The sequence below is a fragment of the Thermotoga maritima MSB8 genome, from assembly GCF_000008545.1.
Classification (GTDB): domain Bacteria; phylum Thermotogota; class Thermotogae; order Thermotogales; family Thermotogaceae; genus Thermotoga; species Thermotoga maritima.
The window spans coordinates 153,096-170,083 of the sequence record NC_000853.1 but is presented as its reverse complement, the minus strand read 5'-3'; the positions used below and the strand labels follow the sequence as shown (position 1 = coordinate 170,083).

Genomic DNA, 16,988 nt, shown 5'->3' with positions numbered 1-16,988 from the left:
CTTCATTCCTCCCTGAGTTTATTCTTGGCCACAAGAACTAGCTTCCTTGCATCCTCTTCATCGTACGCTTCTTTCTCTTCCAACTCTTTGATGACCTCTTCCACATCAAGGTTCACTTCTTCTGCCGTGAGATCATCTGGTATCTCCTCTGAATTTTCGAGAATTTCTCTGGCTCTGTTTTTCACCTCATCGACATCTACATATTCTTCACGATTAGATTCCTGAACTTTACCGAGGAGCTCTTCCAGAAAATCGAGTTTTTCCGCAAAGGTTTCACTTGGTTTCTCCTCGGGAATCTCTTCGACGGTACCCTCTGGCAGTTCCTCAACAACTTCTGGAGTTTCTTCGGCAATACTGGATTTCTTCTCAGAGCGTATCGCCAGGCGCTTCATCAAGAACCTTTGAAGAAAGAAAACTGATAAGAAGGTGGCAGCAGAAACAACCATCGGCAGCCAGAAAGGGATACTCTTTGTAGCTTCAACCTTTTTTGATTCAGAACCTGCCTTCTCGGTTTCTATATACTTTTTCCAGACCTCTTCCGGGACACTCAATCTTTTCAGAATTTCTTGTGCCACTACGTTATCCGGAAAATTCGAAAGGTAAGCACGGGCTTTCTCGTAGTCACCTATTGCGTAAGCACAGATTCCCATTTTCAGTTTCACAAGGGGGTCTCTTTCTTCAATGGTTGGATCCTCTCGAAGCGCATTCTCAAAAAGTTCGAGTGCCCTTCTGTAGTCACCTTCGAGGTATGCACTCAAAGCGCTAGAATAGAGATCGTTGGCAACAGAAACCAGAGAAAGCAAGATGAAAATCAAAATCAGTCCTTTGACAACCACCACTCTTCTACCGATACTCTCACCTTCTCATCGAACACAATGAAAAGACTCTCATTTCCCGGGAACACATCGATAATTCCCCTGTCGAACCGCTGAGCTTTTCCAGCAGAAAGATCCAGAATGACGCCATCGTAAACAACCAGTATCCTGCCCTGAAAGTTCAGGACCTTTTTTGGAACAGCGAGACCGTAATTTTTTGTTTCCGATCTGCTGCTGGAAACGAAGGCAATAGATCCATCGTTGAGCAAAATATAGAATGCATCGTCCTTGAAAGAAGCATCTACTATCTTCACCTTCTCTCCGAACAGAGAACTTAACACTCTTCCTTTTTCTTTGAAATCTGAACCTATTGCAACAACCTCTCCATCCGTTATGAGAAGGTAGTTTCCATTCTCTGATTTCATTCGAACCGTTGTACCGGGAGAGGTAGCGATAAGTTTTTCCGCTCCATTCCTGAAAAGATAGTACCTCACACCACCCGGAACCACCCTGGCATAGATAATCGCGTTCCTTGTTATTAGAGCGTCACTGATGTCACCGACAAGAGGAAAGGGTGCGTATTTCTTTATTCCTATGTTGTCTATTATGAAAATGTCGCCTTCACCTACGAACGACGCGTAATCTTCTATCTTTTTAAAAAACTCTATTTTCTTGTCGAGAACCTTCTTGTCCCAGGCAAAAACTCCCGACTCGGTAGCGATGTAGACTTCCTTACCCACCAGGGCTCCAGACAGATAGGAAGAAAGCTCCAGAGATCGGATCCGTTCTAAAAAGTTTTCAAAGAGAATGTTAACTGGTAGCACGGGAAATTCAGTACCTTCCGTCTCTTTAACTTCAACAACCTTCTGAGCACTTTCCTCAGAGAGCTCCGGGTTTTTCGATGGAAGGTATTCCTCGTAATCATCGCTCCTGAAACCGGAAAACACCTGAACCTCGTACTTCAAAAGTTCTCTTATGTAGGCTACGTTCTCCTCACGGGAATAGAGATCGTAAAAATTCCCGCTCAACTGCTCAACTTTACCCACCCGACAGGACTGAATGGAAACGAAACCATCTCCCCTTCCTTTTACGAACTCCGGATAGAACCTCTCAAGTTCCGTTCCGGACACATCAACACCGTAAGGTGGGGTGTCTCCACAGATGGATACTATTTCCACATCGTTTCTTGAAAACCCCCCGAGTTCTTTCACAAGTTGAGAATCCGGAAGGATTTCCTGCACCACCTCACCCAGGGTGTCTATGAGATTTCTGATGTGCAATGTCAACATCTTCAGCTTCGTCCACTCTATTCCGAATATGTCTTCCAACACCTCTGGGTCTTTGCCGTAGAAGATAGAAGAGAAGTAGAGGGGATTCACCACGTTGGTACCCTGAACCGGCGTTGAAAGAAGAACGACTTTTCTGACGTTGTTCACCTCAGGATGACGTTGCAGCATCCTCAAGACGATCAGTCCACCCGTTCCATGTGCAAGGATGTCGAACTCGTACTGTGAATATTTCAAGATCTCTTGGGAGAGAAAATCCGATTCGAAGTCAATGAAGCTTCTTCTTCCTTCTTTTTCTATGAAGCTTCTGTACATCTCACTGTAAGCCAGGGAACGCGGTTCATAAAGGGCGTATTCGTACGTCATGATCGTTCTGTCGGGGAAAATCGTCTCCCATATGTTGTTGTCCTTAACGACACCTTCAAAGGTAGGATCTTCTCCAGGTACCAGAAGAACAGCTGGCCCGGAGCTGTTCACAGCTTCCCTCAGAAGCCTTATCCCATGTTTTTGAAAACCGGCCGATCTCAAAACCACTCCAAAAACGGAAAGATGGTACGTGAAGGCCTCCACATAATATCCTCTTTCGTCCTTTCCTATCATCGATCCGGGAATGATACGGTATCCACCATCCTCTGTCGCGTACGCAAAGGTGAGATTGTTGTAATTCTCCCCTCTGAGGTATTTGGCGTCGAAATAGTATTTGAGACGTATCGGTTTCAGAGCAAACTCATCTACGCCGTCCGCAAATTCCACCCTGTAAAGATCTCCCACGAACACATCCGGATAAAGCTTTCTTTCTTCATCGGAAAGCCTCGTGATTTTCAAAACCTTTTGTTTTCCAAAAGCTCCAGGTGGTATCTCCACCCTCAAATTGATAAAACCAGATTCCGCTCCTTCTTTTCCAATCTTCAAGGAGCCTTCTTTTTGAAAAAAGATCAGAAGGAAAAACACCGTTATGCTTATAAACACCAGGGTAAAAAACAGAATCTTCCTTTTCAAAACAATTTCTAGGAGTTTTTTTAAAAAACTCATCTCTCCTCCACCATCTGTTTGAGTTCTTTCAGAAGAAACAGCGTGCGAAAGAGACCTTCTGATTCGATACCTTTCAAAACTTCTTCATAATACTTATCGGCCATCTCACGAGCTTTCTGAATCCCCACCTTTTTCACAAGCGTCACTTTTTCTGTGTCTTTTCCGAGGTCCTTTCCCACCTTTTCGAAAGACCCAAGAATGTCTTTCAGATCGTCGTATATCTGGAAAGCCACCCCGAACTTCTCTCCGAGGAGTTTCATCTTGGTGTGATCCTTTCCTTTCAGGATAAATGGAGCTGAGAAACAGAAAGCAAATAGCGCTCCCGTTTTGAAAGCGTACATTCTCTCCACCATCTCCTGCGAGACTTCCATCTTTCTTCTTTCGAATTCCACATCCATCGCTTCCCCCAAAAGAAGTTTGTAGGCCGTTTCCGAAAACTCTTCAAAAATCTTTGAATTTCCGATTTTAGATATCTGAGAAAAAGCGAGGAAGAACAGACCATCTCCCGCAAGAAGGGCGATATCTTCACCATAGGTCCTGTGACAAGAAGGCTTCCCTCTTCGAAAATCCGCGTTATCTATTGGGGGAAGATCATCGTGTATCAGAGAAGCCGTGTGAAAGAGTTCAACGGCCACCGCCACATCGAGAAGTTTTTCCTCTTCCACTCCCAAATCCTCACCCAGTGTCAAGACGAGGAGAGGACGGATCCTCTTTCCTCCAACCGTCGCGGAGTACAGCATGGCTTCTTCTGTGAGAAGATCCCATCCAGGCCTCAAAATCTCGCGTATTCTTTCTTCAACTTTCTCCTTCTTCATCTTCTTCCCTCTTCTTTTCTATCATCTGTTTGAACGTATCTATGTTCAGATTTTCAACGAACTTCTTGAATTCCTCTTCCTCGTCCTGTGTTTCGTTTACTTCCAACTCGATAGAGTGTTTCTCCACCAGATTGTCCGATACGAAAATGGGTGCCCCGGTCTTCACAGCGAGTATGATCGCATCGGAAGGTCTGGAATCGATATCTATCAAAGCAGCCTCTTCATCTTCCTCGTCCGTGTACGTGAGATCTCTTATCACGAGGGTTGCGTAGAAGGTGTTATCCTTCAAAGAGTGAATGATCACCTTATCCACGCGTGCTTCAAGAGATTCAAGAACACTCAAAAGGAGATCGTGAGTCAGAGGGCGTGGAAACTCCATCTTCTCCATCGCGAGGGCCAGAGCATGCCCTTCACACGCTCCTATCCAGATGGGAAGCACTCTATTTGTACCTTCAATGCCGAGAATAACTACTGGCGTGTTACTCACTCTATCGAGCGCCAGAGTCTTCACCCATGCCTTCCTCAAGACAGTTCCCTCCTTTCTGAAACACTCCGCACCAGACTTTATTTTACAACTAAATTTCAATACGAAAAAGGAACCAACCAGTTCCTGTAGAATCCTATTTGAAAGGGGGAAGAGAACATGAAAAAACTGACCGTCTACCTTGCAACGACGAATCCGCACAAAGTTGAAGAAATAAAGATGATCGCTCCAGAATGGATGGAGATTCTGCCCTCTCCCGAAAAAATCGAAGTAGTCGAGGACGGTGAAACGTTTCTGGAAAACTCCGTGAAAAAGGCCGTGGTCTACGGGAAAAAACTCAAACATCCTGTGATGGCGGACGATTCCGGACTGGTCATCTATTCCCTGGGAGGATTCCCCGGTGTCATGTCTGCCCGGTTCATGGAGGAACATTCCTACAAAGAGAAGATGAGAACCATACTGAAGATGCTTGAAGGAAAAGATAGAAGAGCTGCTTTCGTGTGCAGTGCTACCTTTTTCGATCCTGTGGAAAACACCCTTATTTCTGTTGAAGACAGAGTAGAAGGCCGAATAGCCAACGAAATAAGAGGGACAGGCGGTTTCGGATACGATCCGTTCTTCATACCGGATGGATACGATAAGACCTTCGGCGAAATTCCTCATCTCAAAGAAAAAATCAGTCACAGATCAAAGGCCTTCAGAAAGCTCTTTTCGGTTCTTGAGAAGATCTTAGAATCAGAAAACCGGTGAATCCCAGGAGAATCAGCACGGCACTCAGCAGCTGAGCAGCTTTTATGTTTCCAATCATGAGGCTATCGACCCTCAATCTCTCTATCACGATTCTTCCAAGTGAGTAGAGGACAAAATAGAGGCACGTTACTTCGCCGTGCCTTTTCCTGTACCTTTTGAAATAAACACTCAACATGAAAAACACCAGCAGATCCCATATGGACTCATAAAGAAACGTAGGATGAAAGAAGGAATAATCTTTGTACACAACGGGTCTGTAGGGCTCTGGCACGAACATTTTCCACGGAAGGTTCGTGGGAACACCGAATGCCTCGTAGTTGAAGAAGTTTCCCCATCTTCCTATCGCCTGCCCCAGCGGCAATACGGAGGTGAACAAGTCTGTTGCTTGCAAAAAAGTGAAGGAAGGCTTTTTCAATCGAACATACAAGAAGCCTGTGAGAAGAGCACCAATCACAGCTCCATGTATGGCAAGTCCTCCTTCCCAGATCTTCAAAGCATCCCACAAACTTCTGTAATACTTCAAATTGAACAAGACATAATAAAGGCGCGCTCCAACAATACCGGCTATCACTCCGTAGAAAATGAGCTCATCGAATTCTTCCAAGTTTATGCCTTCATTCTTCGCTCTCTTTCTTGCCACAAAGTAGCTGATCAAAAAGCCCATGAGAATCAAAGTGGAATACCATCTGAGTTCAAAGCCTCCGATTCGAAATATGTACCTGCTGAGCAGAATTTCTCCACTGAAAACTTTTGATAGAAAAATAAACAGAAAAACGAAGAAAAGCGTCGATCCAGCAGCAATTAAGAGAAAAGCGAGGATTTTCTTCATTTTCTTCTCCGCCCCCAGATAACTCTCAGTGCTATTTTGTATCTGGTAGGAATGAGTACAACATGTCCACTATCCATAACTACCGCGGTTCTTGCTTGTTTTCCAAACGTCGCGTTTATTATTTTGTTCGCGTAAAAATCCACGTTCTTGAGCCTCTTTTCCACAGAAGTACTGATAGGCATAACGGCTATCACTCTTTCTCTTGGAAGAAACACCTTTCTTCCAAAGGAAACAAAACTCACTTTTCCACCCCCCACAGTGAGTATGATACCATTTTTTAGGGGGGTGAAATAATGGATGCTCTGGGAAAACTTTACACCTCGACCGCTATAGTAACCGTGAACGTGGAAGGGAAACTCAACGGGATCACTGTAGCGTGGGTGACGAGAGTTTCCTGGCAACCTCCCATGGTGGCCGTTTCGATAGGAAAAACCAGATACACAAGAGAACTCATGGACAGGACAGATTCCTTTGCTGTGTGCATTCTCGGAAAAGACGCAAAAGAAATAGCTGAATACTTCGGAACTGTTTCTGGCAGAAACACAGACAAATTCAAAAAATATCCCTACACGATGAGCGAAGGGAACCTTCCCATTCCAGAAGGAACAATCGCTTACATTGAGTGCGACAAGACTGGACAGTTTGAAGCGGGGGATCACATCGTCTACATCGGAACTGTGCGAAGGCAGAAAGTACTGAAAGATGAGCCTCCTCTCATATTCGGAGAACACGAACTGTTGTGAAAGGCAGGGCTCGCCCCTGCCTTTATTTTTTCACGTTTCTTAAAACAGCTCGAAAAAAGTCCCCGTACACTGGAGGCGGGAGGTGATCGAGGATGAAAAGGCTTTTTACACTGATACTGATTTCCCTGCTGGTCGCGCTCGCTTTTTCTCAGGTGAAGAACGTTATCTACCTCATTGGAGACGGTATGGGTCTTTCTCAAGTCTATCTCACCAGCATGCTCGAAGGAAGACCCCTCTCGTTCATGAAGACTCCTTACATCGGACTTGTGAAGACACACTCCGCAAACAGCTGGGTGACTGATTCCGCAGCAGCGGGCACAGCGCTGGCATCGGGGTTCAAAACGAACAACGGTATGATCAACATTCTCCCCGATGGAACGGTGGTACCCACTATCTTCGAAGTGGCAAAGACCTACGGAGTTCGAACGGGTATCGTTGTTACCTGCAGAGTAACACATGCGACGCCGGCTGCTTTCTACGCACACGTTAAAAGTAGAGATGAAGAGAACGAAATAGCAAGACAACTCGTTGAGAATGAAACAGTCGATGTGGTGATGGGGGGAGGTTGGGCAAACTTTCTTCCCAAGGATCTCGGTGGAAAACGAGATGACAACCTCAACTTGATTGAACTTGCAAAAGAAAAAGGGTATATATACGTGAAAACCAGAGAGGAACTCTCAAAAATCTCCGCGGATTCAGATAAAATACTCGCTCTCTTTGCACCAAGTCACCTGGATCCTGCAAGTAGCAGAAAGGAGCAGCCGATGCTCTATGAAATGGTGGAAAAAGCGCTCGAGATACTGTCGAAAGATGATGAACCCTTCTTCCTCATGGTGGAAGGCTCCCAGATAGACTGGGAAGCCCACGATAACGACATCTACGGGGTCTGGAAAGAAGTCGTGGAATTCGACAAAGCCGTTCAGGTGGCGCTCGATTTCGCCCTCAAGAGGGGAGACACCCTCGTCATCGTAACTGCCGACCACGAAACGGGTGGATTAGGGCTTTCTTCGGGCGACTACAGAGTAGATGTGGACAAAATCAGAAACTTCAAAAAAACAACGGACTGGATCATGGCAAATTACTCGCCAAAAGATCGGGAGAAATTCAAAAAGGCCATCGAAGAGTATTTCGGTTTGACTCTTTCTGATGAGGATCTGAACAGGATTTCCATGTCCAAAAATCCAAAGATCGAACTTGGAAGGATCCTGGGAGAAAAGGTTAGCGTTGGGTGGACCACCACAACACATTCAGGAACTCCCGTTCCCATCTTCGCTTTTGGTCCGGGTGCCGAAAACTTCACCGGATTTCTCGACAACACCGAGATTCCAAGGATCATAATGAAACTCACAGGGTACTCTCTTCAGTATCCACTTCTGAAAGAACCCGTAACGAAATGAGGGGCGATCTGCCCCCTCATTTGAACACATCGAGCTCTTCTACCTCATCAAACACACCTATGATCTTGTAAAACGCCGTGACCCTTTCCAGGTCCCTAATATCCTCTTCTTTCAAAGGTGCCTCAACTTCCACAAAGAACACGTAATCTCCCAAGAACGTCCTTGCGGGCCTTGACTCCAGCTTTCTGAGGTTTATTCCTCTGCTTGCGAAGATATCCAGAACTGCCTTCAAAGAGCCCGGTCTGTCCTGAACTCCAAAGAAAAGGGAGGTGTATTTTCCTTCCATCTTTCCTGTTTTCCTTCTTATGATGTAGAACCTCGTTATATTCTTTTCTTTCAAGTCCTGAATGCTCCTCCTCAGTATGAGTAACCCATACATCTTTGCGGCACTCTCTGACATGATGGCAGCGGATTCGTCATCCAGGAGGTTTACAGCGTCGCTCGTCGAAGAAGTGTACCGAATCTCAGCGTGCGAAAGGTACGTGTTGATGAATCCAAGAGACTGAGATATGGCCTGGGGATGAGAGTAGATCCTTTTTATCTCCTTCAGATCCAGTTTTTTCTTTGCCACGAGACAGTGGTGTATCTCGAGCTTTGCCTCACCAAACACCTCCACTTCGTGGTTGAGCAAGGCGTCCAGTACAGGGATGACCGTTCCATAGGTGGAATTCTCAATAGGCACGATTCCATAATCTACCTCACCTTTTTCCACCATTTCTATGATCTCGTCAGTTGTGGAACAGTACTTCAGGGGTATTCTTGAACCTATCAGTTTCATGGCCATCTCATCACTGAAACTTCCCATGGGCCCCAGCACGGCCACCGTCTTGGAAATTCCAAGTAATCTGTACTCCTCTTCTTTGGCAAGCTTCATTATTTCCTCGAATATGCGTCTCATTCTAACAGGATTGAGATCTGTCCTGTCCAGAATCTCCTTTATCTTCTGTTCTTCTATATCCCTTATAACGATGGGAGAGTCTGTCTTTTTCTTTTCCTTTGCGACATCTCTTGCCACTTTCATTCTCTCTTCGATAAACCTGAGCAGTATGAAATCTATCAACCTGATTTTGTGCCTCATCTCAGTGATATCGGAAGGATCTCTCAAAGCAGCGAGGACTTTTGAGACGATGTTGGGTGTCTCTTCAGGAGTGCTTCCTTCGCTGAGGTTTGCAATGACTTCTTTCCCCCGTCTCAGAAACGATTCCTTCTCTTCCTCCCAAGAAAGAAGATGAGAAACGTGATCGATCAAAAAGGGATCCCGAAACGCTGAACCAAGGTAGAAAACAGCACACGACCTGTCCAGAAGTTTCACATAATCATCCCATAACACGTCCTTTAACACAACACCCAATTTTCTCAGAAAATCAAGAAAGTTCTCGATTGCTTCATCGGAGACCTTCTCAACAACATAAAACTCAGAGTAAGCGAATTCTCCGTGAAAGACCGGAAAGATGCTTGCAAAGCGAATCGATTTTTCCTTATAAAACGGAATTGATTTTTCCTTGATGGGATAGAGATCAACGATTCTCTGATTCGAAGATAATATCTCGAGAATCTCACTCGAGACGATGAGATCCGCGTCTTCAATCGATTCGGAAAGCTGCCACTCTGAATCTTCCAGTTCCTTTCTCAAAGCGTCCATAAGAGTTCCTTTCCCGGAAACATAAACTTTCAAATTATCCTACCTCCTTGAACTCTGATCTCTCAAAATATTCTACAACACGGAATTTTTAATCATCAATCGCTTTTTCGTTGGTTCTATTAAAGGAAAATTCAAATTACGTATAAGGAAATTTGAATTCACACATAATTATTACATAATGACGCGTGGTATAATCTGGCTTGAACACCATATCGTGGAGGGGTGATAAAGTGAAAACAGCTATTCTCGACAGATTCGTGTTTTCTGACGAAGTTAGAGATATCATAGAAAACGCCCCCGAGATAATAATACCAGAGAGCAGGAAAGAAATACTTGACCTTGCCATAGCCGGTAGAGACCTTTTCGAAGTAGGCTACGAAGTTCCTGGCAAAGGCTTCGTAGTCGAAGCAACAGTTACCCGCTGTAAAAATGGTCTGGTGGTCAATTACCCCGAACCGTACATGAGACGAAGAGACCCAAACGCACTCGTAGTTGGTGACAATCTGGAAACGGACAAGCCGCGTTTCAGAGAAAGATTCGGAAAAGAATTCGAACCTATTCGACAGGAAACCTTCGAGTGGCTGAAAAAACAGGAGTTGATCCTGCTACCTTTCATGGCCGGTGGATACGATTACGGATATCCTGCCGTTCTGATAGCCCCCAAAAACGCCGGGTTCTTCGTTGGCGGTCTTGCCGATCTCCAGTTCTTCGTACCGGCCAGCGAAGTCCCCGAGAATTTCAAACCCAAACTCTACATGTTCTTAGCCCCGCCTTTCAGACACACACACTTCGACGGCAAACAGGTGGTCGTCCACTACAGACACAACTCCCACTATGAGATCTTCTCCTACAATCTTTATCCAGGTCCCAGCGCCAAGAAAGGAGTCTATGGATTTCTTCTCCACGTAGGCGAGAAAGAAAAATGGGTCACCGCGCACGCATCTGCAGTGAAGGTTATCACACCCTACGAAAACGAGCTCGTGATCATGCATGAAGGGGCAAGTGGAGGAGGAAAGAGTGAAATCCTCGAAGAGATACACAGAGAACCGGATGGAAGAATAAAGCTCGCCGAAAACATTGTGACCGGTGAAAAATTCTATATGGAACTGAAACAATCCTGTGTTCTCATGCCTGTAGCGGATGACATGTTTATGTGCCATCCAAAGCTCCAGACGGGAAAGAAACTCGTGGCCAAAGACGCGGAAGCTGGATGGTTCATAAGGGTCGACCACATAACAGAATACGGAAGCGCTCCGGATCTGGAAAGGCTGACCATACATCCGCCTGAACCGCTCATATTCCTCAACATCTACGCCGTTCCAAACTCAACCGCATTGATCTGGGAACACATCGAAGATGAACCAGGAAAACCATGTCCGAACCCGCGTGTCATCATACCGAAACGTTTTATGAAGAACGCGGTTTCCGAACCCGTGAAAGTGGATGTGAGAAGCTTTGGAGTGAGAACTCCTCCTTGCACGAAAGAAAAACCAACGTACGGGATCGTGGGTTTGATGCAGATTCTGCCCCCTGCGCTGGCATGGCTCTGGAGACTGGTAGCACCAAGAGGACACGCAAATCCAAGCATTGTCAGCACCAAAGGTATGACCAGCGAAGGAGTAGGATCCTTCTGGCCCTTCTCTTCTGGAAAAATGGTAAGACTCGCTAACATTCTTCTCGAACAGATCATAGATACACCAGAGACAAGATACATCCTCGTACCAAATCAGTATATCGGCGCTTACAAAGTAGGGTTCATGCCGGAGTGGATTGCAAGAGAGTATCTCTCAAGGAGGGGCGGCGTCAGATTCAGACCAGACCAGCTCGTTCCATCGAAATGTTCGCTCCTCGGTTTTTCTCTCAAAGAGATGAAGATCGAAGGAAACACCATTCCGAAAGAACTTCTGCAGCCACACTTGCAATCCGAAGTAGGTGAGGAAGCTTATGAAAAAGGTGCCCAAGAGTTGAAAGACTTCTTCAAGAGAGAACTGAAAAAATTCCTGACCGAAGACCTGAATCCCGTGGGAAGAGAAATCATCCAGTGCTGTCTCGACGACGGATCTCTCGATGACTATCTCAAGATCATACCGATGAATTTTTAAAGCGGGGAGAATTCCCCGCTTTTTTAAAGTCCGAAGTCTTCCAGCGTCAGAATCACCTTGAACCTTCCCGGCTGTCTCACCCCAGATTCCACTACCAGAAAGTAGTCACAGATCCTCTGAGGAGAAGAACAGTCTGCACAGAATCCTGTTTTTGTGCACGGTGTTTCCAGATTCAGTCGTTTCGAATTCATCGGAGAGATGTATCTCAGCCTTTCTCTCGCCTCCTCTACGTCTTTCACCACCTTGTTCACACTCGCTATCACAACCACGTTTTTTGGTCCAAAAACAACGGCGGCTACCCTGTTACCGTTCCCATCGAGAAAGACCAATTTTCCATCTTCCGTTATGGCATTCACACTGGTGAAGTAATAGTCGGCCCAGAAACTCTTTCTGTATATCTCCTCCACTTCCTCCCTCGTTTTGGCAGCTGCCCTGTCAAGGAAGTTGTACCTGCCGCTGCGCAAAAGTTCAATCACACCTGTATCTGCCAGGGTGAGGGAACCACCAGCCGATACCGTTGCACCCTCCGGGATAAGCTCTTTCACTCTCTCAAGAATTTCTTCACGATCACGAGCAATCCATACCTCATGTTTCTTTTTTCTTAAGTTGTTAGCCACGTGCTCTGCGAGTTTCTCTTTTTTCCATAGCCATAGTTCCTCTCTCAAGCTCATAACTCTATACCTCCTTTTTGTTGAATTTGTGTGATTTATAGAGAAAATCTTATTAACTGAAACTAAAATGGTAGGTTTAGTGGTAGGTTTTGTGTACATTTTGTAGTATCTGAGTTTTAAATACATACCATATATTGTATTAAATAGACAAACAATTGCATGAAACTGAATATATGCAAAGCAAACCTACCACCAAACTCTGTATTGACCATTTTAGGACAACTTCAGTGTGGTAGGTTTCTGAATCTCTCATCAATAGACTATTTTAGTCTTTACAAACAATATTACCGTTCAGATTCAAGATTCTACAACGTCCTTTTAATGAGCGTTACAGAAAACCTACCACCTAAAATCCAGTATCCAAGCCGATTTCAGAGAAACCTACCACTTACCTACCACTTACCTACCACCCGGGTGGTAAGTTGCAGACATCATTAAAAGCCTCATCAGAAGCCTGTTCAAAAATTTCAATACTCGAAACCTACCACCTGCGTCCCCTATTATTTACTACTACTAATAATAGCAGTATAATTGATCCTGAAAAGAGGTGATAGAAAATGAACTGGAAAGTAGAACTCTCGGAAATAGAAAAAAAGAAGCGATTCTTTCTGGAAGGCATCTTTGATAAGGACGGTATAGAACTCGATGTTGGCTTTTGCAGATTCCTGGAACCTGTTCAGGTGAAAATGGTCGTTGCAAAGACAAAAGATGGTTTCACCGTTGGTGGATACGTTCACACGGCGGTAGAACACCCCTGTGCCAGATGTCTTGAACCCGCTCGTGTTGAGATAAGAGGAGTCATAGAAGCTCTCTATCTACCAGAAAGCATGAGAAAAAATGTAAAAGAAGAGAAACTTGAATCTTTGAAAAACATCATATACTATCATGAAACGGAATTCGATCTTTCAGAAAGAATCATCGAAGCAATAGTGGTTGCCATTCCAGAAAAAGTTCTGTGCAAACCGGACTGCAAAGGGTTGTGTCCCTACTGCGGTGCCAATTTGAATGAAGAGCCCGATCATAAATGTGATAAAATTCCTGTGGTTGACAGCAGATTCGAAATCCTTGCCGAGTTAAAAAATAAACTCAAAAACGAGGAGGTATAAAAGATGGCTGTTCCAAAGCAAAAGAGGTCCAGATCGAGAACTCATCACAAGAGAGCGAAGATCTACAGAGCAATAAGCGTGCCTCTTGAGAAGTGCCCAAACTGTGGAGAATACAAGATGCCACACAGGGTCTGTCTACACTGCGGTTACTACAAAGGAAAACAGGTGCTTGAGATATCGGAGTGATAGAGTGAAAATAGCGATCGATGTGATGGGTGGTGACAGAGCGCCCGATGAAATTTTGAAGGGCGCTCTTTTGGCTTCAAAAGAAGTTGAGGGAGAGATAGTACTCATCGGACCCGAAGAAATAGTGAAGAACAAAGGTCTTCCCTTTGTTTCTGCCTCTGAAATCGTTAAAATGGACGATCCTCCTCTGGAAGTTCTCAGAAAAAAGAACTCTTCGATGCATATGGGCTTGAAGTTGCTCTCCGAGGGAAAAGTGGATGCGTTTGTGAGCGCTGGTGCCACTGGTCCTCTCTTTCTTGGTGCCACTTCAATCGTGGGTAAACTGGAAGGCATCGAAAGACCCGCACTTGGAGTAGCCGTACCTTCGCTCAAGGGAGCTACCGTTCTCATCGACGCGGGGGCGAACGCCAAGGTCAGACCAGAGCATCTGGTTGATTTTGCTTTCATGGGAATCGCTTACTCCAAGGTTCTGGGAGCAGAAAACCCAAGAGTTGGTCTTCTGAATATGGGATCTGAAGAAAACAAAGGACCAGATGATATCAAAAGAGCCTATCAGCTTTTGAAGGAGTTTCTCGGAGATACGTTTTTTGGAAACGTTGAAGGCCACGATATAAACCTTGGCACCGTTGATGTTGTGGTGGCTGATGGTTTCTCAGGGAACGTCGCGTTGAAAACCATGGAGGGTACTGCAAAGTTGGTCACGAGTGTGTTGAAGGAGTCTATAAAGGATGGAGGATTTCTTTCCCTCCTTGGGGCGCTTCTCATGAAGAGAAGTTTTGACAAGATGAAAGAGAAGCTCGACCCCAGGTCCTATGGAGGTACTTTTATATTGGGAGTGAAAGGAATCGTTGTGAAAGCGCATGGATCTTCAGATGCAAAGGCCATAAAGCATGCTATAAAAGTTGCGGAGAAGGGTATTAGAGTGAACATCGTTCAGGAGATAGAGAGGGGGATCTCCCATGTGCGGAATAGTGGGGATGGTCGGTGAGAATTTGAAACTCGAAGATCTTGTGACATCACTTCAGAAGCTCGAATACAGAGGTTACGATTCAGCGGGTATCGCTTATTTGGGTGATAGTTTCGGAGTGTACAAAAAGAAGGGAAGGATAGATGTTCTAAAGAACGGACTCAAACAAAAGCTGAACGATAGATTCTTCGTTGGGATCGCTCACACAAGATGGGCCACACATGGTGAGCCGAACGATATGAATGCCCATCCTCATATGGATTGTAAGGAAGAAATTGCGGTGGTTCACAACGGCATAATTGAAAATTATAGAGAAATAAGGGAGTTTCTGGAGCAACGAGGACACGTTTTTTCGTCGGAAACGGATACCGAAGTGATCGCTCATCTTGTGGAAGAAGAGTTCGAAGGCGATCTGCTTGATGCCGTCCTGAAAGCCGTCAAGAAGTTGAAAGGAGCCTACGCGATCGCGGTTGTTCACAAAAATGTTCCTGACACCATTGTTGCTGCAAGGAAAGGCAGTCCCCTTGTTGCCGGGATTGGAAGCGGTGTGGGGATTCTCGCGTCGGATGTGACTCCCCTTTTGAGGTTTACAAAAGACGTCGTTTTTCTGGAAGACGGCGACGTGATGGTTTTGAGAAAGGATGGATTTGAGATTTACAACACGGACGGGGTGAAGCAGCAGAGGAGAGTTTACCACGTTAACTGGGATGAAAAAGCGGCAGAGAAGGGTGGATACAAACACTTCATGTACAAGGAAATAATGGAGGATCCGCAAGCTCTTGTGAATGCACTCGTTGGAAGAGTGAAGAACGATCGACCATTTTTTGAAGAGCTCGAGTACTACGAAGAGCTTCTAAAGAATGCAGATAGAATCCGTGTGGTGTCGTGTGGAACCAGTTACTATGCAGGGTTGGTGTTCAAATATTTCCTGGAAAATCACACGGATATAGATGTTGAAATCGAGGTCTCTTCTGAATTCAGATACAAGAGGCCTCACATAAAGGAAGGAGATGTTCTGATAGCCATCTCACAATCTGGGGAAACGGCAGATACCCTTGAATCTGTTAGACTTGCCAAGAAACACGGTGCAAAGATCGTTTCAATTGTGAACGTGGTAGGTTCCACACTCGATAGGGAATCCGATGTGACGCTCTTCATGAACGCGGGTCCCGAAATAGGAGTTGCCGCGACGAAAACCTACGTGGCTGAACTTGCGGTGTTGTATCTCCTCGGGCTGAAGATAATGGAGATAAACGGCTACTGGGATAGGGAAGCAGAAGAGATTCTGGACAAGCTCGTTCGTATGCCAGAACTTCTGGAGAACGTGCTGAGAAAGGATCCTCAGATAAGGGAGCTTTCTGAAAAATACAAAGATTACAGGAACTTCATGTACATAGGAAGAGGATACGGTTATCCCACTGCACTGGAAGGCGCTTTGAAACTGAAGGAAATAACGTACATACATGCCACAGCCTATCAGGCGGGCGAACTCAAACATGGTCCCATAGCCCTTCTGGATGTTGATTTTCCAGTTTTCGCTGTGATGCCGGACGATAGTCTGTTCTTCAAAACCAAGAGCAACGTGATCGAGTCTAAATCGAGGAATGCACCTGTGATTGTTCTGGGAACGGAGGGTAACAGAAGTCTCGAAGAGATCACAGGTGATATCATTCATGTTCCCCCAACCCATGAGAGTCTCTATCCGCTCATGATGGCTCCGGTTATACAGCTGTTTGCTTATCATATAGCGGATTTGAAAGGACTGGATCCGGATAAGCCCAGAAATCTTGCGAAGAGTGTCACTGTGGAGTGATCTGGAGGTGAAACCAGGTGATAGATGTTTTGAGGAAGATCCTGAAAAAGATCTCTGAGAAAGGCGGAGAGAACCCAGTTGTGCTCGATATGAGAAAAACACCTGTTCCAACGGATTACTTTGTGATTTTTACGGCGAATTCCTACACCCATATGAGGGCGATGAGGGACGAACTGATCGATCTGATAAAGGAATTGTCGCTACCCTTGATCTACTATGACAAAGGCGAAGAATACGAATGGTTGATCATAGATGCGGGTAGTGTTGTGATCCACATCTTCACGGAGAAAGGAAGAGATTTCTACGACCTTGAAGGACTCTGGATAGACGCGGACAGGATAAGTGTTTGA

At 45.4% G+C, this 16,988-nt stretch carries 17 protein-coding genes; 9 read left to right on the top strand and 8 right to left on the bottom strand.

What is annotated here, in order from left to right:
- Window positions 1-2: 2 nt before the first annotated feature.
- From TM_RS00795 to TM_RS00780, 4 genes are read right to left on the bottom strand one after another with little or no spacing between them, the layout of a single operon-like run.
- Complete coding sequence (locus tag TM_RS00795; RefSeq protein ID WP_004082787.1) at window positions 3-839, bottom strand: tetratricopeptide repeat protein; 837 nt, start codon at window positions 837-839, stop codon at window positions 3-5.
- Window positions 818-3,133 (bottom strand): alpha/beta fold hydrolase, encoded by a 2,316-nt coding sequence (locus tag TM_RS00790; RefSeq protein WP_004082785.1) that lies wholly within the window; start codon window positions 3,131-3,133, stop codon window positions 818-820. The genes TM_RS00795 and TM_RS00790 overlap by 22 nt, the downstream gene beginning before the upstream one ends.
- On the bottom strand, window positions 3,130-3,948 hold the full coding sequence (locus TM_RS00785) for a polyprenyl synthetase family protein (RefSeq protein ID WP_004082783.1): 819 nt from the start codon (window positions 3,946-3,948) through the stop codon (window positions 3,130-3,132). Before TM_RS00785 ends, TM_RS00790 begins: the two co-directional genes overlap by 4 nt.
- Window positions 3,929-4,474 carry a bifunctional nuclease family protein gene (locus TM_RS00780; RefSeq protein WP_004082781.1) on the bottom strand — a complete coding sequence of 182 codons (546 nt, stop codon included), beginning with the start codon at window positions 4,472-4,474 and terminating at the stop codon, window positions 3,929-3,931. The genes TM_RS00785 and TM_RS00780 overlap by 20 nt, the downstream gene beginning before the upstream one ends.
- Before the next feature lie 117 nt (window positions 4,475-4,591).
- On the opposite strand from TM_RS00780, the gene rdgB reads away from it, so the two are divergent.
- On the top strand, window positions 4,592-5,182 hold the full coding sequence (rdgB, locus tag TM_RS00775; protein WP_004082779.1) for an RdgB/HAM1 family non-canonical purine NTP pyrophosphatase: 591 nt from the start codon (window positions 4,592-4,594) through the stop codon (window positions 5,180-5,182).
- Here the strand turns inward: rdgB and lgt are convergent.
- Together lgt and TM_RS00765 are read right to left on the bottom strand one after the other, a co-directional pair.
- Window positions 5,130-6,011, bottom strand: coding sequence for a prolipoprotein diacylglyceryl transferase (lgt, locus tag TM_RS00770; RefSeq protein ID WP_004082778.1), 882 nt, complete (start codon window positions 6,009-6,011; stop codon window positions 5,130-5,132). The two genes, rdgB and lgt, sit on opposite strands and share 53 nt — an antisense overlap.
- Window positions 6,008-6,253, bottom strand: coding sequence for a DUF370 domain-containing protein (locus tag TM_RS00765; protein ID WP_004082776.1), 246 nt, complete (start codon window positions 6,251-6,253; stop codon window positions 6,008-6,010). The genes lgt and TM_RS00765 overlap by 4 nt, the downstream gene beginning before the upstream one ends.
- A 51-nt stretch (window positions 6,254-6,304) precedes the next feature.
- Between TM_RS00765 and TM_RS00760 the strand changes: the two genes are divergently transcribed.
- Both TM_RS00760 and TM_RS00755 read left to right on the top strand, forming a co-directional pair.
- Window positions 6,305-6,754: a flavin reductase family protein gene (locus TM_RS00760; protein ID WP_004082774.1), complete on the top strand. Its 450-nt coding sequence runs from the start codon at window positions 6,305-6,307 to the stop codon at window positions 6,752-6,754.
- A 92-nt stretch (window positions 6,755-6,846) separates the two neighbouring features.
- Complete coding sequence (locus tag TM_RS00755) at window positions 6,847-8,151, top strand: alkaline phosphatase (RefSeq protein ID WP_004082772.1); 1,305 nt, start codon at window positions 6,847-6,849, stop codon at window positions 8,149-8,151.
- A gap of 16 nt (window positions 8,152-8,167) precedes the next feature.
- Here TM_RS00755 and pheA read toward each other — a convergent pair whose 3' ends face one another.
- Window positions 8,168-9,826 (bottom strand): prephenate dehydratase, encoded by a 1,659-nt coding sequence (pheA, locus tag TM_RS00750; protein ID WP_004082770.1) that lies wholly within the window; start codon window positions 9,824-9,826, stop codon window positions 8,168-8,170.
- Between the two features lie 197 nt (window positions 9,827-10,023).
- Between pheA and TM_RS00745 the strand changes: the two genes are divergently transcribed.
- Window positions 10,024-11,895 (top strand): DUF4914 family protein, encoded by a 1,872-nt coding sequence (locus TM_RS00745; protein WP_004082768.1) that lies wholly within the window; start codon window positions 10,024-10,026, stop codon window positions 11,893-11,895.
- Between the two features lie 23 nt (window positions 11,896-11,918).
- On the opposite strand, the gene TM_RS00740 is transcribed toward TM_RS00745, so the two are convergent.
- Complete coding sequence (locus tag TM_RS00740; protein WP_004082766.1) at window positions 11,919-12,566, bottom strand: lactate utilization protein; 648 nt, start codon at window positions 12,564-12,566, stop codon at window positions 11,919-11,921.
- 557 nt (window positions 12,567-13,123) lie between these two features.
- Between TM_RS00740 and TM_RS00735 the strand changes: the two genes are divergently transcribed.
- From TM_RS00735 to rsfS, 5 genes are read left to right on the top strand one after another with little or no spacing between them, the layout of a single operon-like run.
- Window positions 13,124-13,672, top strand: a complete 549-nt coding sequence (locus TM_RS00735; RefSeq protein WP_004082764.1) for a YceD family protein — start codon at window positions 13,124-13,126, stop codon at window positions 13,670-13,672.
- A 3-nt stretch (window positions 13,673-13,675) separates the two neighbouring features.
- Entirely contained in the window at window positions 13,676-13,858 is a 183-nt protein-coding gene (gene rpmF, locus TM_RS00730; protein WP_004082761.1) for a 50S ribosomal protein L32, read from the top strand.
- 4 nt (window positions 13,859-13,862) lie between these two features.
- Complete coding sequence (plsX, locus tag TM_RS00725; RefSeq protein ID WP_004082759.1) at window positions 13,863-14,846, top strand: phosphate acyltransferase PlsX; 984 nt, start codon at window positions 13,863-13,865, stop codon at window positions 14,844-14,846.
- On the top strand, window positions 14,818-16,638 hold the full coding sequence (gene glmS / locus TM_RS00720) for a glutamine--fructose-6-phosphate transaminase (isomerizing) (protein ID WP_004082756.1): 1,821 nt from the start codon (window positions 14,818-14,820) through the stop codon (window positions 16,636-16,638). Before plsX ends, glmS begins: the two co-directional genes overlap by 29 nt.
- Before the next feature lie 17 nt (window positions 16,639-16,655).
- On the top strand, window positions 16,656-16,988 hold the full coding sequence (gene rsfS / locus TM_RS00715; protein ID WP_004082754.1) for a ribosome silencing factor: 333 nt from the start codon (window positions 16,656-16,658) through the stop codon (window positions 16,986-16,988).

Coding starts and splice junctions, on each gene's coding strand:
- TM_RS00790 (WP_004082785.1), bottom strand. CDS start 3,133: ATGAGTTTTTTAAAAAAACTCCTAGAAATTGTTTTGAAAAGGAAGATT.
- TM_RS00785 (WP_004082783.1), bottom strand. CDS start 3,948: ATGAAGAAGGAGAAAGTTGAAGAAAGAATACGCGAGATTTTGAGGCCT.
- rdgB (WP_004082779.1), top strand. CDS start 4,592: ATGAAAAAACTGACCGTCTACCTTGCAACGACGAATCCGCACAAAGTT.
- lgt (WP_004082778.1), bottom strand. CDS start 6,011: ATGAAGAAAATCCTCGCTTTTCTCTTAATTGCTGCTGGATCGACGCTT.
- TM_RS00760 (WP_004082774.1), top strand. CDS start 6,305: ATGGATGCTCTGGGAAAACTTTACACCTCGACCGCTATAGTAACCGTG.
- TM_RS00755 (WP_004082772.1), top strand. CDS start 6,847: ATGAAAAGGCTTTTTACACTGATACTGATTTCCCTGCTGGTCGCGCTC.
- TM_RS00740 (WP_004082766.1), bottom strand. CDS start 12,566: ATGAGCTTGAGAGAGGAACTATGGCTATGGAAAAAAGAGAAACTCGCA.
- TM_RS00735 (WP_004082764.1), top strand. CDS start 13,124: ATGAACTGGAAAGTAGAACTCTCGGAAATAGAAAAAAAGAAGCGATTC.
- rpmF (WP_004082761.1), top strand. CDS start 13,676: ATGGCTGTTCCAAAGCAAAAGAGGTCCAGATCGAGAACTCATCACAAG.
- glmS (WP_004082756.1), top strand. CDS start 14,818: ATGTGCGGAATAGTGGGGATGGTCGGTGAGAATTTGAAACTCGAAGAT.